Source organism: Ensifer sp. 22460 (assembly GCF_052044935.1).
In the GTDB taxonomy this organism is placed as follows: Bacteria; Pseudomonadota; Alphaproteobacteria; order Rhizobiales; family Rhizobiaceae; genus Ensifer.
Window position 1 is genome coordinate 23,682 of record NZ_JBQENZ010000038.1, and the last position, 20,152, is coordinate 43,833.

A 20,152-nucleotide genomic window follows, 5' to 3' on the forward strand; every position below is an offset into this window, starting at 1 on the left:
AGTCATCGTTACTGGAGGAGTTCGGCTTTCTTTACCAGGTCTGCAAGCGAGCGCGCCTGCATCTTCCTCATGGCACTGCCGCGATGAAGCTTGACCATGATTTCGCTAATCCCCAATACGTAGGCGACCTGCTTGTTCATAAGGCCGTCCGTGACGAGCTTCATGACCTGGCGTTCCCGCGGCGTGAGGCTTGCCGCGCATTCCGCGACATATCTGCGTCTGGAAGCCAGCTCGCGTTGCTCTCGCCCCCTTGCGATGGCGGCGTTGACGGCAACGAGCAAATCGTGCGTGCAGAATGGCTTCAGCAGGAAATCGACCGCCCCAGCTTTCATGGCCGATACACTCATCGAGACATCGCCATGACCGGTCATGAACACGATCGGGACCTCGGATCCCGTTGCAGCCAGCTTTCTTTGAAACTCAATGCCGCTAAGACCAGGCAGCCGCACATCCAGAAGAAGACATCCGGTTCTTTCAGGATCCGCACGGTGATTGAAATCCGTCGTATCCGCAAAGGCGTCAGAATCGATACCGACTGTCTGGAAAAAATCGACCAGTGACGCCCGCAACTGTTCATCGTCGTCGATGATGTAGACCATCTCATCGGTGGGGTTTCGCATATCGGTTGTTTGATACGCCGACATCGTTTCTCCCTCCGCAGGTCGAGGCCGCCAATCCATTGGCGCGGCGATTCTACAAAATGAGGCGAGGTTGTCTATAGAACCAACGTTTACTTGTGCTCGGTTGAATCGGTGCGGCACGGGACAATGATTGCTCCCCATTCAACTCGTGCTCTCGTCCGCCAAGCGGTGTCCGGCGCCTGCTTTGTCCTGGAGCCAGCGCGCCACGCGCGCTCGGCCCATGCGTCTTGGTCCACCGGCATGGCACAGGCCAGGCCAAACCACCGTATAGTTTTGGCGATCAGTCTAATCGCCTAGCCTAGGTCTAGTATGCGTAAGCGGCAATGTCGGAGCCCGTCACATCCCGGCCGATTTGGAGGGCTTCACGGCGCAGTAGCGATGGCATTGCCTTGTCAGCCGCGGAACATCCCACGGGCTAAACGCAAGCGGGCCACCGTCACTCCGGCAGGCCTGCGAGACGCAATCCATCCGAAAACCGCTTGAAATCGTCTGGTCGGTGGATCGGAAGCCAATCTCTGAGATTTGAAACGCGCAGCGCCGGATCAAGCGCCCGCAGGCGCTGCATGTACCGACTTGCCTCGTCGGGACGGCCCGCAAGAGCATGGCTCGCCGAAGTAAGCGCGACCGCCACCAGCAGGCTCGGCAGGTTTGCAAGTGCCTTCTCGGCCCAGACTAACGCGTCGTCATAATTTCCGGAAAAGAAATGCGCAATTGCCGTGCCCGTCTGCATTCTGAACATCTCCGGATCGAGCGGGCTCAGGCGAACGGCATGGGCGAGATCCTTGATCGCGCTCTCCGTCTCACCACGGAAGACCCGCAGCACGCCGCCCAGAAACCACGCGAGCGCGAAGTTCGGATTGAGCAACCGAGCCCTGTCGATCAGCGCAATGCCGGCATCGAGGTCGTCGGCGAGATGACCGAGTGCGTGGCCGCCTCTCGTCAGCGCCACGGCGTCGTCCCGGCCAAGCTCAACCGCAAGCCGCGCCAGTCGTGCGCCTTCAGCGATCTCTGCTGTGCGGTCGACCATCCATCCGTTGAGCTTTCGCCAGAAGAAGCACCAGGCGGCGCCGGCATAGGCGGAAGCAAACTCATCATCAAGGGCGATGGCCTTGTAGAAGAGCGGCAGCGCCGCCTCGAGCGCCTCCTGGGTCCCGCTGTGCAGTTTCGCCATGCCGCGAAGATAGTAGTCGTAGGCATCAAGGCTTTCGGTGGGCTTGCGCTTGGCGCGCTCGATCTCGATCCGTTCAAGCTGCGGCGAGATCGCGCCGACGACGCTTTCGGCTATGTTATCCTGCAGCTCGAAAATGTCGTCGAATGTACCTTCGAAACGCTCCGCCCAGAGATGTGCTCCGGTCGTGGCGTCGACGAGCTGGCCGGTGATGCGTACTTTTTTTCCGGATTTCCGCACGCTTCCTTCCAGAACATAGCGCACGCCAAGTTCGCGCCCCACTTCGGTCGCTTCCACGGCGCGGTCCTTGTAGGTGAAGCTTGAATTGCGCGCGATGACGAAGAGCCAGCGGAACCGTGACAGTGCGGTGATGATGTCCTCCACCACGCCGTCCGTAAAATATTCCTGCTCCGGATCGCCGCTCAGGTTCTGGAAGGGCAAGACGGTTATGGAGGGCTTGTCGGGCAGGGGGAGCGCAGGCGGCGCCGTGCTTGCCTCGCTTGGACTGCCGACGGCGGCACCCAGCCCTTCGGCAAGATCCCCGTTACCAACATTTAAGGGGCTGACCGCGCCAATGAAGCGGAAGCCCTTACGGGCGATGGTTCGGAGCAGGTGCTGTTCTTCGCCGCTGTCGCCGATTGCCTTGCGAACGGCGTTGATGTGGCTGGTGATCGTCGATTCCGACACGATCCTGCCGCCCCAGACAGCCTGCAGCAGATCATCCTTGCCGACGACCCTGTCGCGATTCTCGATGAGATGCAGCAACAGATCGAAGACTTGCGGCCCGACGGCGACGATCTGCCCGCGCAGGGTCAATTCCCGGCGCTCCGGATCGAGCAGATAGTCTGCGAACTTGAACTGCACCTCAGCCCTCCTTGCCGGATTTTCCCTGGCCAGCGATTGCTATCCACCGATAACTACCACGTCCTCGCGTGCTTAGAGCATCCCGCCAAGATCACACAGTCGCTTGGACGGACAATCAAGCTATCCTCAAGGGTAATTCAAGACAGGCCCAAGGACTTCCTTAGAGCATACGGGCACTCTCAGCGCAGATCGGCGGCAATGGTGCAGTCGAGAAAAAGCAGAGTGAACCCATGAAGATCGTCGTCATCGGAGGCACCGGCCTTATCGGATCGAAACTTGTGAAGAGCCTGCGCGAGCACGGCCACGATGTGCTTGCTGCCGCGCCGAATACTGGCGTCAACACGATCACGCGTGAAGGCCTGGCCGCGGCGATGGATCGGACCGACGTCGTCGTCGACGTCGCCAACGCCCCGGTTTGGGACGACAAGGCTGTTCTCGAATTCTTCGAGACGTCGGGGCGTAACCTACTGGCAGCGGAAGCTGCCGCCGGCGTGCGCCATCACATCGCGCTGTCGATCGTCGGCAGCGAACGGTTGCCCGACAACGGCTACTTTCGGGCAAAGGTCGCGCAGGAAAACCTCATCAAGGCATCCGGTATTCCTTATACCATCCTGCGGGCCACGCAGTTTTTTGAGTTCGTCGGCGGTATTGCGCAATCGGCAACAGTCGACGGAGAGGTTCGCCTATCGCCCGCGCTGTTCCAACCTATCGCTTCCGACGACGTCGTGGCGGCGCTTGCCGATGTCGCGCTCGCAGAGCCGCTCAACAGAACGATCGAAGTCGCCGGACCGGAGGCCATACCGCTCGACGAGGTGGTCAGGCATTTCCTGCGGGCGACAAAGGACGATCGAAAGGTCGTCCCGGACGTTCATGCACGGTATTTCGGCGCACTGCTCGACGACCAATCGTTAACCCCCGGCAAGAACCCGCGGCTCGGCGCAATTCGGTTCGATGATTGGGTCGGTCAGCAAGTCGGGTACTGAAGTCGCAAGGACCGGCAAGGGGGCCGCGCTCGTGCTTCGACGCGCGGCTCCGACATCCCCTTTGCCGCGAGGTCGCTTCGCAGCCAACGAAACCCAACAGGGACTGAGACAATGGATACGCTCGAGGACAAGATTACCACCGCCACAGGAAGCGCCTCCGTCGGCGTCACCCCGAAGCGATCCAGCAAGAGGAAGAAGCTTGGTGTGTTGCTGTGTCTCGGCGCTGTGGTGGCCATCGGGGGCGGCTGGGCCTGGGCCCGTCCGGGAGGTGAGGCGTCGACGGACAACGCCTATGTCCGCGGCGATGTGACGTCGCTTGCGCCGAAGGTTGCAGGTTATGTCGTGGCCGTCGAAGTCCGCGACAACCAGAGAGTTCGGGCGGGAGATGTGCTTTTCCGGATCGACGACCGGGACTACCGGGCACGCCTGGCGCAAGCTCAGGCCAACGTCGAAGCTGCAAAGGCCCGGCTCGTCCATGTCGATGCGGAGACTGAGCTTCAGCACGCCCTTATTCGTCAGGCCGAAGCCCAGAAGCGTTCGGCCGTCGCCGAGATGAATCTGGCCGCCAAGGCGTATGAACGCCGGCGCGAATTGATCCGCAGCAACACCATCAGCCAGGCGCATGTCGATGAAAGCGATGCGGCCCGATCGAGAACAGAAGCAAGCGTATCTGCGGCCTCTGCGACGATCGAGGCGCAGAAGCAACGCATCGCCGTCCTCGCGGCGCAGCGTGAAGCCGCCGTCGCCGCCGTGGCGCAGGTAGAGGCCGCACGCGATCTCGCTCAGATCGATCTGGAGAGCACAACCGTCCGCTGCCCGGTCGATGGCGTTATCGGCAACCGTCAGGTTCGCGTCGGCCGGTTCGTCGCGCCGGGCACCTCCCTGCTCGATATCGTTCCGGTCGACGATGTGTGGGTTGTTGCCAATTTCAAGGAAACGCAACTTGAGCACATCCAGTCGGGCCAGCGCGTCCGTATCACTATCGACGGATATCCGGACCAGGTCCTTGAAGGCACGGTTGACAGCTTCGCTCCGGGCAGCGGCTCGGCCTTCAGCCTGCTCCCGTCAGACAACGCAACCGGAAATTTCGTTCGTGTCGTCCAGCGCGTGCCGGTCAAGATCCGATTTGCGCGCAACCCGTTGACTGGGCGCCTCGTGCCCGGCCTGTCCGCAAGGGTGGACGTTTATCTCGGGACCGGGTCATGACCTCGCACGTAGCCACTACCAGAAGCCGCGACACGTCTGCGTCAGCCGCGCTGCTTGTCATCGGTATCGTGCTGACGGCACTGACGGAGGCGATTGCCAGCACCGTTCTTTCGCTCGGACGCGGCGATATCATTGGCGACATTTATGCCACGCCGGACGAGTTCGCCTGGCTTGACGTCGATTACACCGCCTTCAAGCTCATCGGCTTTATGGTCGCTGCTTCGATGCTGGGCCGTATCCGACCGCTCACTCTCGTTATCGTCTCGACGCTCATCATGGGACTTGCGTCCGGCATCGCGTCCGTGACGACATCGCTGGATCTTTTGATTGCCCTCAGGGTCATGCAAGGTCTCGCCGGCGGCACCCTCCTCGTCGCAGGGCAGACCATCATCTTCTTCGCCTTTCCGAGCGCGCATCAGCCAATCCTCCAGGCGCTGTTTGCGATGGGTGCCGTTGTCGCTCCCGCGACGATCGCTCCGGCGCTGCAGGGGTGGCTGCTGGACAACCAGTCCTGGACCTGGATCTTCTACTGCAATGTCATCCTGTCCTTGGCCGCCGCCGGGCTTCTGTTGATGGCCGATGATCCGGCGCCCACCACAGTGCGGCCACGTCCGTTTGATTGGATCGGATTGATACTTATCTCGGTCGTGCTTTTCTGCTCCACCTATGTCCTCAGCCAGGGAAGTCGCTGGGACTGGTTCGAAGAACCGCGCATCCTTTGGCTGTCCGTGGTGGGCGTGGCCTCACTGCTCATGTTTTTGGGGCAGCAGGCGCTCCGCAAGGGCAATGGCCTCCTCGATTTTACCCTGTTCAGGTCGGAAGACTTCGCCTTCGCCTTTATCGTCAGTTTCGTCGCCGGTGCCGCACTGTTCGGGAGCGCATTCCTGATCCCGTCCTTTGCCGTATCCGTTCTGGCGTTCACGCCAACCGAAGCGGGCCTACTTCTCCTGCCGAGCGGCGCGCTCTTTGTCGGGGCGCTGCTCTTTGCCGCATTTCTCATGCAGGTCCGTCGTATTGCTCCATTCGCAACCGTGCCCTTCGGTATCCTGCTGATCATGATTGCAATGTGGATGCTGTCCGGGTCGACCAGTGAAAGCGGTGCGGACGACATGATGGCCGCGATCCTTTTGCGTGGCCTTGGCCTTGGCTTCCTGTTTCTGTCGATCACGCTGATCGCTTTTAGCAATCTCAGTGGGCGAAACCTCGCGTCCGGGATCGGGCTTTTCAACACCGGGCGCCAGCTCGGGGGCCTTATTGGCGTCGCGGGGCTTCAGACCCTTATCGACCATAACATTGCCGCCAATGTTGCGGTCCTCGGCTCCAGCATCAATGCCGGAGGTCAGGCCGTCATTGAACGCCTGACCAGCACCACTGCCATGCTCGCTGCGAGGGGGATGGATGCCGTTCCCGCCAGCCGAGCCGCGATCGCACTTCTCGGCCGCGCCGTTACCGGTCAGTCTGTCGTGATCGCCTTCGACACCGCATTCAACGCCGTGGCACTTCTGTTTGTCGTCGCGGCGCCCCTGCTCGTGGCAATCAAGGTCGGATTTGCCCGTCGAGCGAAGGCGCGCCACACGCAGTAGCGCCAGGATGCGTGGCATCCGAGTCAGGCGACGGTCGTCGACCGCACAGACTGCCCTAAACCCAGGTATAGCTCGACCCTCAACACCTCTCCAACTTAGACTCCACCCCATGCCCCGTGAGCGACACGTCTCGATCAGGCAAACAGGAGGGTATCATGGCGCAGGTAGAAGCAAGATCCCATACGATTGATCAGCAAGATACAAACACAACCTTGGACCCCTCACGCCGTGGTCGGTCGGTGCCTGAAGAACTGGTTCCATCGCGTTACGCGGTGCGGGTCGGTGACATCGAGGTGCTGGTGGTCAGCGATGGGGTGCTGCCACTGCCAACCACGATGTTGGGACACAATGCCGACCCGGCCGATCGGGCAGCTTGGCTCGACGGCATGTTCTTGCCACCGGATACTTTCGACTGGTCTCTGAACGTGATCGTGGTACGAAGCGGCGCCCAAACCACACTCATCGACGCCGGGCTTGGCCTGGATCCGGACTTGAACCTGCCGCGGGCGGGTCAACTGATCAGGCGGCTGGAGGCCGCGGGCATCGACCTCGGATCGGTGACCGACGTGGTTCTCACCCACATGCATATGGACCATATTGGCGGACTGCTCGTTGATGGCGTGAAGGAACAACTGCGTCCGGACTTGCGGATCCACGTGGCAGCCGCCGAGATCAAATTCTGGGAATCGCCGGATTTCTCGCACGCAGTCATGCCGCAGGGGTTCCCGGATGCTCTACGGGCGACTGCCAATCGGTTCGCGAACGAGTACCGCAATCATCTGTGGCCGTTCGAGGAGGAGTGCGAGGTAGCACCGGGTGTGGTCGCCCAGCGCACCGGCGGCCATACGCCTGGACACTGCGTGGTCCGTGTGGCCTCAGGCGGCGACCGGCTGATGTTTGCCGGCGACGCCTTGTTCGCGGTCGCTTTCGACCATCCCGACTGGTACAACGGTTTTGAGCACGACCCCGAGGAGGCGGCTCGCGTTCGGGTGCGTCTCTTGACGGAACTGGCGGAGACAGGATCGTCGCTGGTGGCCACTCACCTGCCGTTCCCGTCCGTAGGGCATGTAGCAGTCGACGGCGACCGCTTCCGGTGGGTCCCGGTCTTCTGGGATTACTGACGGGTTTAGCTGAGCGATGGCCTCACAAGAACCATCGGTTCGTCTTGTCCTCCGCGCGCCAAGCTTCCCTGAGAGCCAGAGCACGGCTGATGGCGCCGCACTATACGGCAACGAGGGCGGTCTCGCCCTCGTACTCCCCCGAAAGCACTGAAGGCGATGCAAACGTTGGTATGTCTTTTGGGCGAATACAATCGTGATACGCTGGCGAATGTAACCAGAATACGCTGCTCATTTTCTGTATGCCTGCTTGAAGGTGCTAGACGAACCACGACACGGCCCCTTTTTCAGAAAAGATTGCCACGGATGTCCGGATCTCGAGCGAAGATTGTCGCGATAATCGATGACGATCGCAACCTGCGGTTGGCTCTGCAGGATCTTTTGGAAACCGTAGGCATAATCGGCGAAGTATATAAGTCCGCCGAAGACTTCATTTCCCGGGAAGGATTCAGAACGGCCGATTGTATCCTGACCGACCTGCGTATGCCTGGTATGTCCGGATTAGAGCTCCTTCGGATGCTCAGGACGCAAGGGCACAAACAGCCCGTATTGATCATGACATCCTATGCAGACGCCGACGCCGAGGCGTCAGCGTTGAAGGGCGGGGCATCGGAGTTTCTGAGTAAGCCGTTAAACAGCGACAGGCTGATAAGATCCATCCGACAGTTATAGCGGGGGAAGAGCGGACAGCGAGAGACTCTGCGCGCCAGGATGATCTGGCAGCAATCCTGCTTGTATCCGAAGATCGCGGCGCTCGCGCCCATGCGCTTCGTCTTCGCTCGGACGAAAGAGCTCGTACGGTTTCGCCAGGAGACCGGAAATGGACCAGCAAACCCAAGTGCTTCCTGTGCTCGTTTGTGTTCTTGGCCTCGCTGGAAATGTTGTCTGGCACCTGCAGGGCAGGGTGCGTCCAACGGCGCGGTTGGTCGTGCAGATCGCGTTCTTTGCGGCAATGACCGCAGCCGAAATTGTCGGCGAAGGCCGGTCGCTTGCCAACCTGATGATCATCAAGAATGGCGTAGTCGCGATAAAGAGTGGCGAGAAGGAGATCGCACGCCTGGCGGCGAACATGGCCTGCTCGCCGGCATGAAAGAGAAGCATGACCTCCATGCTGTCACCCGCCTCGCCGTCTATGAGGTCGGTCAGGCAGCGTTCGCACCACTTTTGCTCAAGCGCCCGGAAATTGCGGAGGATCTGGCGGCCGGTCTGGCACAACGGGAGGCGCTCGGAGCCAACTCGGAATTGCCTGCGAACCAGCGTGAGCGGCGCAGACTGGATCTGCTTCACGCAATCCGATCCATCTTTCGAAGCCAACGAGAGAGCGCGAAAAGCTGAAGCGGTTACGCGGCGTTCTCGAGCTAAGGCACGACCTCTCCAGAGTTAACATCGCCGCTGCGGCAAACCTACGTATATCTGTTTCTTCCCAGAAGCCGGCCATACGATCCCACACGTTGCCAATAACGTGAATGGAGGAGAAATCCATGCGAAGATTAGCGAGTGGTTTGCTGGTTGCGACGCTGATCACCGGACCGGTAGCGGCCTCCGACGAGCCCTATAATGCCAAGGTCACAGTGGTGTTCGACCACGCGCTTCCGAATGTACCCGGCAAGAGTATGCGCGGCGTTCTGGTCGAATACGGCCCCGGCGGGCACAACCCGTCACACACGCACCCCAAGAGCGCTTTTATCTACGCGACGGTGATCGAAGGCAGCATCAAGAGTCAGATCAACGACGGTCCTGTGAAAGTCTACAAGACGGGTGAGAACTGGGCCGAAGTTCCGGGTGATCATCACCGCGTAAGCGCGAACGCCAGCGACAGCGAGCGGGCGAAGATTCTGGCCGTTTTTGTCCTCGATACCACCGAAACGGAGATGGTGTTGCCCGCGAACTAGAGCCCTTCGAAACCAGTTGCGATGACCTATCGCCGAGCTTGCAAGGAGCAGAACCATGAAAATCGTCATTATCGGCGGCACCGGCCGCATCGGGTCAAAGGTTGCAGAGCGCCTTAGAAACAAGGGCCACGACGTTGTGCGATCAGCGCCGTCCACGGGCGTCGATACCCTCACAGGCGAAGGATTGGCCAATGTGCTAGCCGGCGCCCAGGTGGTGCTCGACGTCAGCAATTCACCCTCCTTCGAACCAAGCGCCGTTCTTTCGTTCTTCGAACGGTCGACCTCCAACCTGCTCAAGGCGGAACTGGCGGCCGGTGTCGGCCATCACGTTGCGCTCTCCATCGTCGGTATCGAACGGTCGCCCGACAACGGCTATTTCCCCGCGAAAGTCGCGCAGGAAAACCTGATCAAAAAGGGCGGTGTCCCGTACACCATTGTAAGGTCGACGCAATTCCTGGAGTTCCTTGGCGGCATTGCCGACGAGGCAACGGTCGACGGGACCGTCCGTGTCTCATTGGGCGCGTTCCAGCCCATCGCTGCAGACGACGTCGCGGGCTTTGTCGCCGAAGCGGCGATCGGAAAACCGGAGAACCAAACGATCGAAATCGCCGGTCCGGAAAAGAAGCCCATGAGCGATTTCATTTCCGAGTATCTCGCAGCTGTCGGCGATGGCCGCAAGGTTGTTGCCGACCCTGATGCCAAGTATTTCGGCTCGCGCGTCGACGATCAGTCGCTGGTTCCCCTCGGGCCGGCCAAGATCGGCAAACTGGACTTCAGGACCTGGAATGCTCAACATCCTCAGGCTGCCGCCTGAGGCCTATCAAGCGGAGGCCGATGCGCGGATACAATGCGTGTCGGCCACCAAGGAACTGGTCGATCTTGCCGCAGGATCCGTCGAGAGAGTTTCGCTCGCTCTGGAACGAGCTCGAGGCGAAAGCGACCGCCGAATCCCGTTTCACCAACGCGATCGACTTTTGCAGCCTCTGCTGCACAGCTTCTTCACAGGTGGCGAAAATTGGCATGCTGGCGCAGTGACGTCGTCCGACGTGGAATGCCGCATGCGCCCAATCGGGCTGCATCCGAGACCCTGGGTAAACTCGGCAGAAGGCTCATGATGGTCGCAATCGAGCAGGGCATTCTTTCTCGAGGATTTACTACCGAAGGTAAGGAGTAAAACCAAGGTTTTTCATCCAAATCCGCCTCGATCATGGTAGTTGTGGGAGCTAGCGACCGGATCGAAGCTGTGATTGCATGGGACTTATCAAGACAAATGTAGTCAGCAGAGTCTAGCTCGTGCAAAAATTGAAGCTCGACAAGAACTGAATCGGTATTTGAATCGCGTCGGCAAATCGCCGACGCTCATGGCCTGGAATGCCAAGGTGATTATCGACAAACCAGAACCGGCCGGGAGACCGAGCCATGGCCAATCTTTCAATTGACCCGATCGCGTCTCGCGATCCGATTTCACTTCGGGTTGGTGCAACAGCCTGCCAGGTGATCGGTGGCCTCGTTCCGCAAATGTCGCCCTTTGTGGTCGCGGGACTGATTGACGGTCTTGCGCTGTCCGAGCGCGACGCCGGCATCGTGGCCTCTGTCGAACTTCTGGCGCTGGCCGCCACCGCGATCTTGATTGCGCCCGTCCTACCGCGGGTATCCTATCGGCGCGCCGGCATGTTTGCGCTGGCATTGACCTTGGCGGCCCAAGCGGCCTCGATTACCGCCGATGGGTGGGCTTCGCTTATTTTGCTACGGGGCCTCGCGGGCATTGGCGAGGGAGCGCTCTATGCCATGTCGCTCAGCATCGTCGCCTCCCATTGCCGCAATCCGGAACGGATCTTCGGTTCGTTCCAGCTCGTCTGGGCAATCGGCAGCGTGGCGCTGTTCAGTATAGGCGGTGAAGTGACCGCGACATATGCCCATAGAGGGATTTTCGCTCTCATCGCGGCCATGACACTGGCAATTTCACCGCTTCTGCTTCTCATCCCGGATCTTAGAGCTCTGAAGCATGCCGAGACCCGGGCGATGCCGTCCGTCCCGCTGCTCGGAAGCCTGCTGTTTGTCGCAATCGTTCTTTACGTGGCGGTCTCTGCCGGTCTCTTTGCGTTCAGTGGACCAATGGGCGAGCGTATCGGTCTGGACACGGCCGCGGTCGGGTACATCCTCACGGTGTCGACCGTCGTCGGTCTTGCCGGGGCGGGCGCGGCCACCGCACTTAATGTTCGCTGGGGGCGGGCGATCCCGATCTCAGCATTCTGCCTTGGCTACATGCTCGTCGCATTCGTCCTTTGCCTTTGGAAAGACCCGGTGGCGTACAGTGTGGCGGTCATTGTCTCCGCCGTCCTGTACTATTTTTCGCTACCGTATCTGTTCGGTCTGGCTGCAGCGTTGGACCACAGCGGGCGTTGGGCGGCAGTCGCCGGGTCGGCGTACCTGCTCGGATTTGCAGCAGGGCCGATTTTTGCAGGGGCAGTTGTTGCCGCTTCGGGATACGCAAGCCTCGCAGTGGTGTGCGTTGCCATGACGGTGGCCGCATGGATTCTCGCCATGTTCGTCGTCGGTCGAGCATTTGCGGCACGAGGCTTGGTTGGCCGGCTTCCCAGTTCGCCGACATAGGCCCCAAAAGCTATTCGGCCCCTGCGACGGGCAGAGTGAACGCCACTGTCGCGCCGAAAACCTCGTTGTTGGCGACCCAGAGACACCCGCCGTGGGATTCAACGATCGATCGACAGATAGGAAGCCCCATTCCCATGCCGTTGTTCTTGGTCGTAAAGAACGGTTCGAACACGCGCTCCGGATCCTTAAAACCGCTTCCGGCGTCCTCAACCGAAATGCGGATCGTGTCAGGGCGCTCATGGCTGGACATGATCTTCAACGAACGCAGAGGGTTCGTGCTGTCCATGGCCTGGATGCCGTTGCGGATGAGGTTCACCATAACCTGTTGAACCTGCACCCGATCGAGCGATACCTTCGGAAGATGCTGGGCGAGGTCCATGTCGATACGGGTCGTCGTTGCAGCTATCTCGTCTGACATGAGGTCGAGCACCTCATGAACAAGGCGGTTTATATCTTCGAGCGTCCGCGCCTGCGGCTGGTGTTTGAAGAGTGCGCGGATTCGGCTGATGACCTCGGCTGCCGCCGCAACATCCTGGGTAATGCGCTTTGCCGCGAGCTTTCCTCGCTCGACGTTTGGAGGATCGGCCGAAAGCCAGCGAAGGCATGCGTCGGTATCCGTGGCGATTGCCGCCAGCGGCTGGCTGACTTCGTGTGCGATCGAGGCGGAAAGTTGCGACAGATTGGCCGCCTGGGTTGCCCGCGCGAGTTTCTCGGCTGAACGGCGCAACGCGGCCGTTGTTTGCACCTGATCTTCTATATCGTGGCAAAGGCCGAACCACTGGACGATGTTGCCGTCCTGATCCCGCAAGGGCTCCGCGCGCCCGGACATCCAGCGATAGACGCCGTCCGCGCGAAGCAACCGATATCTCATCGAAAATCTTTCTCCGGTCGCTAGGCAGCGGGTCAGCTCGGCATAAACGGCGTCAGCATCATCCGGATGGAAGATCGTGTCCATTACGGATGCAACGTCACTCACATTTGACAGGTCAAGGCCCAGATAGTCTGCCATGCGTCTGTTGACGAGCGTCGTGGTCCCGTCGGGTGTCAAGCGCCATAGATTGCTCGGAACCATGTCGACCAGCAGGGATAGCTCGACCGAACGAGCGCGCAGGCTCTCTTCAGCCTTCTTTTGGTGTTCGATGTCGATGGTCTGACCGTGCCAGGCTGTGACGTGGCCGCCTGTGTCTTTTGAGGGCCTCCCCGAAGCACGAAACCAGCGAAACTCGCCGTCCACGCCACGTAGGCGGTGCGCGCTGTCGAATGGTTTGCCTGTCTCCATGCTCTGCCGCCAGATCGTAGCTACATATCGCTGATCATCTTTGTGGACACGTTCAAGCCATGCGCCGTGATCATGCAGGCCACCCCCGAAGTAGGCGTCCATGCTCCGGTTGCGATAGATGAACCGGCCTGCCGGATCCATCGACCACACGTGGCCAGGTATATTCTCGAGAAGACCAAGCGCGAACTCCGCGGAATTACGGGTGTTTTCGCAAGAGGGGGCGTCTTTCGTCAGTCCATCGTCGTTGGACATCTGTCGCTCCGCTGAAGTCAACAAATAGAACGTCACGCCGAAGCTCGGCGGCGGACCGACAGCCTTGGTGAATGAATGGCTGCATTATATCCCGAAGGACTTCGTTTTCAATCTGGCCCCTGTGGACTGGGCGCGGACCTTTTGTCGGCCGGCGCATAAACGGATGTATATCTGCCGGATTGGATGCACTTCCGGCACAATAGTGGCGACCACCTCGAAGGCGAAGGTGTCCGTCGACAGCATTCGGCAGAAGGATGGAGCACCATGACCCAACGGTTCAATTACTCCCAGCTTTCGCCCGGTATGGTCAAAGCCATGATGGCGCTCGGCAACGAGATCAAGAAGGGCTCGATCGAGGAGACCCTGATCCTCGTCGACATGCGGGCATTTGCCAAGGAAGCGATCATCCACGGCGAGCGGCCCCTGCGGCTCTTCCATATCGCGGCCTGGCGTGAGTCCACGTTGTTCTCGCCGCGTGGGCGGGCCGCGCTTGCCCGGACGGAAGCGCTAACGAAGCTGCCGGACGGCGGTGTTCCCGACGAAATCTATGAAAGGGTGAGGAATGAACTGTCCGAGAAAGAGATTTCCGATCTCACGTTCCGGATCATAGCTGTCTATGCCTGGAACCGCATGAGTATTGCGGCCCGCGCCGTTCCTGGTTCCGCCGACAAGGCTTACGGACTGGACAAGGCCGGTCTCTAGATGAATTTTTGTCGGGCAATGGCAGGGTTCCTCATGCTTGTCTGCCTTGTCGGCTGTGCCACGCAGCGTGCCGAGGTTGCAACGCTTCCCGTCACCGCATCACCGGCGCTGCAAAGCACGCAGGCCGTTCGATCCCAACGAAGCTCCGGGACCTCCAACCTCCTCTACATTACGGACCGAGCACCCGTGATCGCTTCCGGCAACACGTTGTCGTACGGTGCCGAGCGAGCCATATTCTTGAGCTTCGGATCGGTGTCGATCACCTCAAAACGTAACTCTCCTACCAGCAAAAGTGAGCTGCGTGTCGGCGCAGTTTCCGAGACCGGACGGTTTCCGGCAACACCTTACGGCGTCGTGGCGACGGCTAACGGGCTACGCCGAACACCGGAGGCAGTCGCGGCCCATGAACAGGCTGTCGCATCGCTGCAGGCCGAAGTCGCTCGGCGTCTCGCAACAGCCAGACGTAAGGAAGTCGTCGTCTTTATTCACGGATACAACAACAGCTTCGACGACGCCGTGCTCGCCACCGGCGAGATTTGCAGATCGCTGCAAAACCAATTTGTCTGCATTGTTCTGACATGGCCTGCCGGGGGCTCCGGCGGCTCGTTCTTTGGCTACAACATTGACCGCGAGTCGAGCGAGTTTGCTGTTGCGGACTTCAAGAAAGCCGTTCGCATCATCGCCGAGACGAAGGGTGTCGAGCGGCTTCACCTCTTGGCGCATAGCCGCGGAACCGATGTGCTCGCGAGTGTGATCCAGCAACTCGCCATTGAAGCCTATGTCAGCGGGTCCTCGCTTTGGCAGCGCTACAAGATCGTGAACGCGGTGTTTTTCGCTCCCGATATTGACCTCGATGTGGCTTCTTCCAAGTTGTTCGCCTGGGTATCAGACCCAGACCTGGCCTTCGGCAGCAAATCAAGTGCAGGTATGTTGCCGTCTCAGGGCGCTATGCATCTCACGGTTTATTCGTCTCAGAGGGACGAAGCGCTGAGGGCGTCAACGCTTCTCTTCGGCAGCGCCTTGCGGCTGGGGCAGCTCTCTATCGGCAGGCTCCCCAAGGACAGGAGCGAGGCGGCGTCCAAATGGGCAGGGTCTCATATGGGAGGGTTGGTCGATTTCATCGAGTTTTCCGGTCGCGGTGGCTTCATCGGCCATAGCTACTTCTTGTCGGATGCAACCGTTAAGGCAGATTTGGTTGCGATCATTCGCGACAGAGCGAAAGCCGGCGATCCCCGACGCCAACTCGTCGAAATCAAGCGCCCTTTCTGGCTAATATCGGATGTCCAGCGGACCTCGCGCTGATTGTACCAAGGCTTCGGAAGCTACGGTTTGCCTCAAAGCCATGCGGCCTCCTTCGCACTGATTGCATACGCCTCTTCCTGGCTGAAATGTTGGCATCCGGATGTCTCGTGCGCGGCTCTCCTCAACGCCCAGCCGATGGGCTTCCACGCCCCGGCTCAGATCGTGCGAGACGCGCGCGACCATGGCGTCGAAGTCCGGCCGGTCTGTTTAAACGCCGGCTGCTGGGATTGCACGCTCGAGGCCGGCAGCCATTGCCACCTATCTCTCGCAGAATGGTTGCAACATTTCCGACAGCGCCCAGTTCGATGACGCTGACACCGACCGCTACTTCATGCGCGTCAGCTTCCAGCCGGAAGAGGGGCGCACCCTTGAGCAGCTTCGTGAAGGCTTCAAGCCGATCGCGGAGAAATACGAGGCGAACGCCGAGTTCTTCGATGAGAAGAAGAAGAAGAAGGTCATCCTGATGGTGAGCCGCTTTGGCCACTGCCTGAACGATCTTCTCTATCGCTGGCGGATCGGCGCGCTGCCGATCGACATCGTCGGGGTCATCTCGAACCACGTGGACTATCAACGGGTCGTCGTGAACCACGATATCCCGTTCCACTGCATCAAGGTCACCAAGGAGAACAAGCCGGAGGCCGAGGCAACTCAGATGCAGATAGTGGAGGATTCCGGTGCGGAGCTCATCGTGCTGGCGCGTTACATGCAGGTTCTGTCCGACGAAATGTGCCGCAAGATGTCCGGCCGTATCATCAACATCCATCACTCCTTCCTGCCAAGCTTTAAGGGCGCCAATCCCTACAAGCAGGCCTACGAGCGGGGTGTGAAGCTAACGGCGCGACGTCGCACTACGTCACGGCGGATCTGGACGAGGGGCCGATCATCGAACAGGACATCGTTCGGGTCACCCATGCGCAGAGCGGCGAGGATTACGTGAGTCTCGGGCGCGACGTCGAAAGCCAGGTGCTCGCGCGTGCGATCCACGCCCACATCCACGGACGTGTGTTCATCGACGGCAACAAGACCGTGGTGTTTCCTGCATCTCCGGGCTCCTACGCGTCAGAGCGCATGGGCTGAGGGCGGCGTGACGCGGCATCGACACCGGGCCGGCAGGAGGCCGGCCGAAGTGTTGCATACTGCCGGAAGCTGCCCCTGCCGATTGGCATGATGCATTTCACTTAAGATGTGAGCGACGTCCGCCTGAGCAGAATGGAGCCGTACTTTACGAGCGTCATGGACGGCTTGTTGCGCGTATGTTCACTTTTTGGGCCAATAAGATCGCATAATGTATCGACTGGAAGGTGCCGCGAGTCGCGATTCTGCGGTCTCCTTGTAGCCGCGGGAGCGCTTGGACTAGCTTGCGACCGGCACGAACATCCCGAGCTTGATATCTTTTAGCACGACATTGGTGTGAATGCGCTTGATTTGCGGGTTTTCTGACATCAAGTTGGCCGTGATCTCGTCATATTGGCCGACGTCCCGAGCCGTGATGATCGCGATCAAGTCCACTGCACCGGTCACATAGTAGACCTGTTGAATATGTTCCTGTTTGGCAAGCCAGACGCGAAACTTCGACAGGGCGTCGTAGTTCTCGCGTTCGATCTCCATTCCGGCGATGAAAGTCATGGGGTTGCCGGCGACTTTGCGGTCGATGATGGCAATCTCGGCGGTAATGATGTTTAAGTCCCGCATCCGTTTCAGGCGACGTTGCACGGCTGATGCGGACAAACCCACCAAGTCGCCGATGGCCTCCGCCTTCATCTGGCAGTCAACCTGAATGATGCTCAAAATCCTGCGGTCGAAATCGTCAATCGGTTCCATTCTCTCATCCTAGGCAGTCCTTGGCCGCCTCTGCACTATCACGCTTTTTGCCACATTTGCGCAGTTGTCGCGTAGACTTGTCAAAGCGGCCAGATCTTTGGCCATTTCGGAACCTTCCTGCTGCGTTTGGCGGCCAGCATGCTCTTCTCATCGCCCAGGATGAGGAACCGACATGGTACAGTACAACATAGCTCTTATCGGATTCGGTGGAGTCAACCGCGCTCTCGCGCAGCTCGTGGCCGAGCGAAACGACCTCTGGCAATCGGAACTCGGCTTCCGGCTCAACATTGTCGCAGTGACCGATCTCAACCTTGGCTCCGTCGTCTCGCGAAACGGCATTGATGCACGAATGCTCGTCGAGACCAATTTCGAGAAAGGCGGCTTCGCCAGGCTTTCCGGTGGGTCTGCGGAAGCTGACAACGAAAAGGTCATCCGGCAGGCGCCTGCTGACATTGTTGTCGAGGCCACATTCACGAACCCGCATAACGGAGAACCGGCCGTTTCCCATTGCCGCTGGGCGCTCGAGAGTAGCAAGCATGTTGTAACCACCAATAAGGGTCCGGTGGCGCTGGCAGCCGCCGACCTCAAGGCGCTGGCTGGTCGTAACCATGCTCATTTCGAGTATGAAGGTGCCGTCATGAGCGGAACACCCGTCATACGTTTGGCGAAGAACGCACTTGCTGGCGCTGGCCTCAGTGGATTTGAAGGCATTCTCAACGGCACCTCAAACTTCGTCCTCGGTCGCATGGAGGCTGGGCTCGGCTTTTCCCAGGCGGTTAAAGAGGCGCAGGCGCTTGGTTACGCCGAGGCCGATCCGACCGCTGATGTTGAAGGTCACGACGTGCGGCTGAAGGTGGTCATCCTGGCGAATGAACTGCTGGGCGCGGTGCTCAAACCGGCGGACGTCTCTTGTGAAGGAATTTCGGCGCTCACCACCATGGACGTCGAGACAGCCGCCAAAGAGGGATACCGCTGGAAGCTGATCGGTTCGGCAGCGCGTCTCGAGAACGGTAGCATCGAGGCATCTGTCGTGCCGCGCCGTCTGCCGCTCGAGCACCCGCTCGCGGGAGTGAGTGGCGCTATAAACGCGGTATCCTTCACCACTGAGATGCTCGGTTCAGTGACGGTAACGGGTCCGGGAGCTGGCCGGGTCGAGACCGCTTATGCTCTTCTCTCCGATATCATTGCTATCCACCGCTCAGCGTCGGCTGGTTCGATCAAGGAGGCCGCGGAATGACAAACGTCAAGCTTCAAGTTGCCCCGACTACGGAAGTGATCGACGTTTTCAATCCTTATGACGGCATGGTTGTCGGAAGCGTAAGAGCCAGCACGTCCGATGACGTTGGCACCCTTCTTGAGCGTGCCAAGCGGGGGGCGGCGGTGTCGCGAGCGCTCCCTAGGCATCGCCGGGCCGCCATTCTGGAAGGAGCAGCGCGGCTCGTCTTGGAGCGCCTCGAGGATTTCGCTCGCACGATCGTCTGCGAAGCGGGCAAAACGATCACGCAGGCCCGCAAGGAAGCATCGCGTTGCGTGAACACGTTGAAGCTCTCTGCGGAGGAAGCCAAGCGCAACGCCGGCGAGATTATTCCTTTCGACGCCTACGCGGGCTCGGAGGCGCGCCAAGGGTGGTTCACACGCGAACCGCTTGGGATCATTGCTGCCATCACCCCTTACAATGATCCGTTGAACCTGGTTGCGCACAAGCTTGGCCCGGCAATCGCGGGCGGCAATTCGGTCTTTTTGAAGCCGTCGGAGCTCGCGCCGCTTTCCGCTCTCAAGCTGGTTGGGACGTTGATTGAAGCGGGCCTGCCGGAAGAAATCGTCACTGTCGCTGTCGGCGGCGCGGATCTCGGGCGCGCCATTGTCTCAGCCCGCGATATCCGCATGGTGTCGTTCACCGGTGGTTTTGCGACCGGCATGGCAATCACGCGGACGGCCGGTCTGAAGAAGCTCGCCATGGACCTTGGCGGCAATGCTCCGGTAATCGTCATGGCGGACAGCGACATTCAAAAGGCGGTGGATGGCTGCATCTCGGGCGCCTATTGGGCGGCCGGCCAGAACTGCATCGGCACGCAACGCATTCTCGTTCAAGCCGCCTGCTACGAAAAGTTCCGCCAGGCATTTGTCGTTGGCACCAGCAGCCTTCGTGCCGGAGACCCGCGCCTTGAAGGTACAGATGTCGGCCCCATGATTTCCGCCGCTGCGGCCGAACGCACCGAAAAGGCCGTGGAAAGAGCTCTATCTGCTGGCGCAAAGCTACTCTGCGGCCATCGCCGCGAAGGCGCCATCTATCACCCAACCGTGCTTGAAGGCGTCCCGCGCGACAATTGTCTCTGGAAGGAGGAGGTTTTCGCACCAGTTGCGATCCTCGAGCGCTTTCAGACGCTTGCGGACGCGATCCGACTGGCGAACGAACCGGACTACAGCCTGCATGCCGGCGTCTTCACCAACAACCTCGCCGTTGCGCTGGAGGCTGCAGCCGGCATCGAGGCCGGTGGAGTCATGATCAACGATTCCTCCGATTATCGGTTTGACGCCATGCCGTTCGGAGGTTTCAAGCACGGCAGCATGGGACGCGAAGGCGTGCGCTTTGCCTACGAGGACATGACCCAACCCAAAGTGATCTGCATCAACGGGCAGTGACGCGGAAAAGCCGCGATTCATTGAGGGTTTTCGCGGAAAACAGTCGAGGTACATTACGATTGCGCGGCAAAGCCGCGCAAGCGAT

The 20,152-nt window shown here is 59.9% G+C and carries 19 protein-coding genes and 3 pseudogenes; 18 read left to right on the top strand and 4 right to left on the bottom strand.

Translation table 11 applies throughout. From position 1 onward, the window contains the following. Positions 1–8: 8 nt before the first annotated feature. Together ACTJKM_RS32295 and ACTJKM_RS32300 are read right to left on the bottom strand one after the other, a co-directional pair. Positions 9–644 (bottom strand): response regulator transcription factor, encoded by a 636-nt coding sequence (locus tag ACTJKM_RS32295; protein WP_058328416.1) that lies wholly within the window; start codon positions 642–644, stop codon positions 9–11. 433 nt (positions 645–1,077) lie between these two features. Then, on the bottom strand, positions 1,078–2,673 hold the full coding sequence (locus ACTJKM_RS32300; RefSeq protein ID WP_440661618.1) for a winged helix-turn-helix domain-containing tetratricopeptide repeat protein: 1,596 nt from the start codon (positions 2,671–2,673) through the stop codon (positions 1,078–1,080). A 230-nt stretch (positions 2,674–2,903) separates the two neighbouring features. On the opposite strand from ACTJKM_RS32300, the gene ACTJKM_RS32305 reads away from it, so the two are divergent. The 11 genes and pseudogenes from ACTJKM_RS32305 to ACTJKM_RS32355 all read left to right on the top strand — a co-directional run bounded on the left by ACTJKM_RS32305 (position 2,904) and on the right by ACTJKM_RS32355 (position 12,068). Continuing rightward, entirely contained in the window at positions 2,904–3,656 is a 753-nt protein-coding gene (locus tag ACTJKM_RS32305) for an SDR family oxidoreductase (RefSeq protein ID WP_058328414.1), read from the top strand. A 111-nt stretch (positions 3,657–3,767) separates the two neighbouring features. Next, positions 3,768–4,862: an HlyD family secretion protein gene (locus ACTJKM_RS32310; protein ID WP_058328413.1), complete on the top strand. Its 1,095-nt coding sequence runs from the start codon at positions 3,768–3,770 to the stop codon at positions 4,860–4,862. After that, positions 4,859–6,445 (top strand): DHA2 family efflux MFS transporter permease subunit, encoded by a 1,587-nt coding sequence (locus ACTJKM_RS32315; RefSeq protein WP_440639219.1) that lies wholly within the window; start codon positions 4,859–4,861, stop codon positions 6,443–6,445. Before ACTJKM_RS32310 ends, ACTJKM_RS32315 begins: the two co-directional genes overlap by 4 nt. Positions 6,446–6,600: 155 nt before the next feature. Beyond that, a complete protein-coding gene (locus ACTJKM_RS32320) occupies positions 6,601–7,566 on the top strand; it encodes an MBL fold metallo-hydrolase (protein WP_440661621.1) in 966 nt (321 codons plus the stop codon). Between the two features lie 303 nt (positions 7,567–7,869). After that, positions 7,870–8,235, top strand: a complete 366-nt coding sequence (locus ACTJKM_RS32325; protein ID WP_058328411.1) for a response regulator transcription factor — start codon at positions 7,870–7,872, stop codon at positions 8,233–8,235. 148 nt (positions 8,236–8,383) lie between these two features. Continuing rightward, positions 8,384–8,524, top strand: a pseudogene (locus ACTJKM_RS32330) (mechanosensitive ion channel family protein); the annotation flags it as partial. Between the two features lie 125 nt (positions 8,525–8,649). Further along, positions 8,650–8,898 (top strand): hypothetical protein, encoded by a 249-nt coding sequence (locus tag ACTJKM_RS32335; RefSeq protein WP_440661623.1) that lies wholly within the window; start codon positions 8,650–8,652, stop codon positions 8,896–8,898. A gap of 146 nt (positions 8,899–9,044) precedes the next feature. Further along, positions 9,045–9,455, top strand: coding sequence for a cupin domain-containing protein (locus ACTJKM_RS32340; RefSeq protein WP_058328408.1), 411 nt, complete (start codon positions 9,045–9,047; stop codon positions 9,453–9,455). Between the two features lie 55 nt (positions 9,456–9,510). Continuing rightward, positions 9,511–10,269 (top strand): SDR family oxidoreductase, encoded by a 759-nt coding sequence (locus ACTJKM_RS32345; protein WP_440661626.1) that lies wholly within the window; start codon positions 9,511–9,513, stop codon positions 10,267–10,269. Positions 10,270–10,334: 65 nt separating this feature from the next. Further along, a complete protein-coding gene (locus ACTJKM_RS32350) occupies positions 10,335–10,490 on the top strand; it encodes a hypothetical protein (protein ID WP_440661627.1) in 156 nt (51 codons plus the stop codon). A 384-nt stretch (positions 10,491–10,874) separates the two neighbouring features. Beyond that, positions 10,875–12,068: an MFS transporter gene (locus ACTJKM_RS32355; protein ID WP_440661628.1), complete on the top strand. Its 1,194-nt coding sequence runs from the start codon at positions 10,875–10,877 to the stop codon at positions 12,066–12,068. Positions 12,069–12,078: 10 nt separating this feature from the next. Here the strand turns inward: ACTJKM_RS32355 and ACTJKM_RS32360 are convergent, their stop codons facing one another. Continuing rightward, positions 12,079–13,599 (bottom strand): PAS domain-containing protein, encoded by a 1,521-nt coding sequence (locus ACTJKM_RS32360; RefSeq protein WP_440661630.1) that lies wholly within the window; start codon positions 13,597–13,599, stop codon positions 12,079–12,081. Positions 13,600–13,863: 264 nt separating this feature from the next. On the opposite strand from ACTJKM_RS32360, the gene ACTJKM_RS32365 reads away from it, so the two are divergent. The 5 genes and pseudogenes from ACTJKM_RS32365 to ACTJKM_RS32385 all read left to right on the top strand — a co-directional run bounded on the left by ACTJKM_RS32365 (position 13,864) and on the right by ACTJKM_RS32385 (position 16,680). Next, a complete protein-coding gene (locus ACTJKM_RS32365; protein ID WP_058328403.1) occupies positions 13,864–14,301 on the top strand; it encodes a carboxymuconolactone decarboxylase family protein in 438 nt (145 codons plus the stop codon). Next, positions 14,302–15,603: an alpha/beta hydrolase gene (locus tag ACTJKM_RS32370; RefSeq protein WP_440661631.1), complete on the top strand. Its 1,302-nt coding sequence runs from the start codon at positions 14,302–14,304 to the stop codon at positions 15,601–15,603. Between the two features lie 6 nt (positions 15,604–15,609). Next, a pseudogene (locus tag ACTJKM_RS32375) lies at positions 15,610–15,843 on the top strand (OB-fold nucleic acid binding domain-containing protein); the annotation flags it as partial. Positions 15,844–15,886: 43 nt separating this feature from the next. Then, positions 15,887–16,524 (top strand): annotated as a pseudogene (locus ACTJKM_RS32380) (formyltetrahydrofolate deformylase); the annotation flags it as partial. 12 nt (positions 16,525–16,536) lie between these two features. Continuing rightward, a complete protein-coding gene (locus ACTJKM_RS32385; RefSeq protein ID WP_440661647.1) occupies positions 16,537–16,680 on the top strand; it encodes a hypothetical protein in 144 nt (47 codons plus the stop codon). Positions 16,681–16,956: 276 nt separating this feature from the next. Here ACTJKM_RS32385 and ACTJKM_RS32390 read toward each other — a convergent pair whose 3' ends face one another. Then, a complete protein-coding gene (locus ACTJKM_RS32390; protein ID WP_058328401.1) occupies positions 16,957–17,424 on the bottom strand; it encodes an Lrp/AsnC family transcriptional regulator in 468 nt (155 codons plus the stop codon). Between the two features lie 172 nt (positions 17,425–17,596). Between ACTJKM_RS32390 and ACTJKM_RS32395 the strand changes: the two genes are divergently transcribed. Beyond that, positions 17,597–18,661 carry a homoserine dehydrogenase gene (locus tag ACTJKM_RS32395; protein WP_058328400.1) on the top strand — a complete coding sequence of 355 codons (1,065 nt, stop codon included), beginning with the start codon at positions 17,597–17,599 and terminating at the stop codon, positions 18,659–18,661. Then, complete coding sequence (locus tag ACTJKM_RS32400) at positions 18,658–20,067, top strand: aldehyde dehydrogenase family protein (protein WP_440661633.1); 1,410 nt, start codon at positions 18,658–18,660, stop codon at positions 20,065–20,067. The genes ACTJKM_RS32395 and ACTJKM_RS32400 overlap by 4 nt, the downstream gene beginning before the upstream one ends. The last annotated feature ends 85 nt before the right edge of the window (positions 20,068–20,152 follow it).

What these genes read in the sequence shown, in the direction of transcription:
- ACTJKM_RS32295 (WP_058328416.1), bottom strand. Translation starts at nt 644, where the DNA reads ATGTCGGCGTATCAAACAACCGATATGCGAAACCCCACCGATGAGATG.
- ACTJKM_RS32305 (WP_058328414.1), top strand. Translation starts at nt 2,904, where the DNA reads ATGAAGATCGTCGTCATCGGAGGCACCGGCCTTATCGGATCGAAACTT.
- ACTJKM_RS32310 (WP_058328413.1), top strand. Translation starts at nt 3,768, where the DNA reads ATGGATACGCTCGAGGACAAGATTACCACCGCCACAGGAAGCGCCTCC.
- ACTJKM_RS32315 (WP_440639219.1), top strand. Translation starts at nt 4,859, where the DNA reads ATGACCTCGCACGTAGCCACTACCAGAAGCCGCGACACGTCTGCGTCA.
- ACTJKM_RS32320 (WP_440661621.1), top strand. Translation starts at nt 6,601, where the DNA reads ATGGCGCAGGTAGAAGCAAGATCCCATACGATTGATCAGCAAGATACA.
- ACTJKM_RS32325 (WP_058328411.1), top strand. Translation starts at nt 7,870, where the DNA reads ATGTCCGGATCTCGAGCGAAGATTGTCGCGATAATCGATGACGATCGC.
- ACTJKM_RS32335 (WP_440661623.1), top strand. Translation starts at nt 8,650, where the DNA reads ATGAAAGAGAAGCATGACCTCCATGCTGTCACCCGCCTCGCCGTCTAT.
- ACTJKM_RS32340 (WP_058328408.1), top strand. Translation starts at nt 9,045, where the DNA reads ATGCGAAGATTAGCGAGTGGTTTGCTGGTTGCGACGCTGATCACCGGA.
- ACTJKM_RS32345 (WP_440661626.1), top strand. Translation starts at nt 9,511, where the DNA reads ATGAAAATCGTCATTATCGGCGGCACCGGCCGCATCGGGTCAAAGGTT.
- ACTJKM_RS32355 (WP_440661628.1), top strand. Translation starts at nt 10,875, where the DNA reads ATGGCCAATCTTTCAATTGACCCGATCGCGTCTCGCGATCCGATTTCA.
- ACTJKM_RS32360 (WP_440661630.1), bottom strand. Translation starts at nt 13,599, where the DNA reads ATGTCCAACGACGATGGACTGACGAAAGACGCCCCCTCTTGCGAAAAC.
- ACTJKM_RS32365 (WP_058328403.1), top strand. Translation starts at nt 13,864, where the DNA reads ATGACCCAACGGTTCAATTACTCCCAGCTTTCGCCCGGTATGGTCAAA.
- ACTJKM_RS32370 (WP_440661631.1), top strand. Translation starts at nt 14,302, where the DNA reads ATGAATTTTTGTCGGGCAATGGCAGGGTTCCTCATGCTTGTCTGCCTT.
- ACTJKM_RS32390 (WP_058328401.1), bottom strand. Translation starts at nt 17,424, where the DNA reads ATGGAACCGATTGACGATTTCGACCGCAGGATTTTGAGCATCATTCAG.
- ACTJKM_RS32395 (WP_058328400.1), top strand. Translation starts at nt 17,597, where the DNA reads ATGGTACAGTACAACATAGCTCTTATCGGATTCGGTGGAGTCAACCGC.
- ACTJKM_RS32400 (WP_440661633.1), top strand. Translation starts at nt 18,658, where the DNA reads ATGACAAACGTCAAGCTTCAAGTTGCCCCGACTACGGAAGTGATCGAC.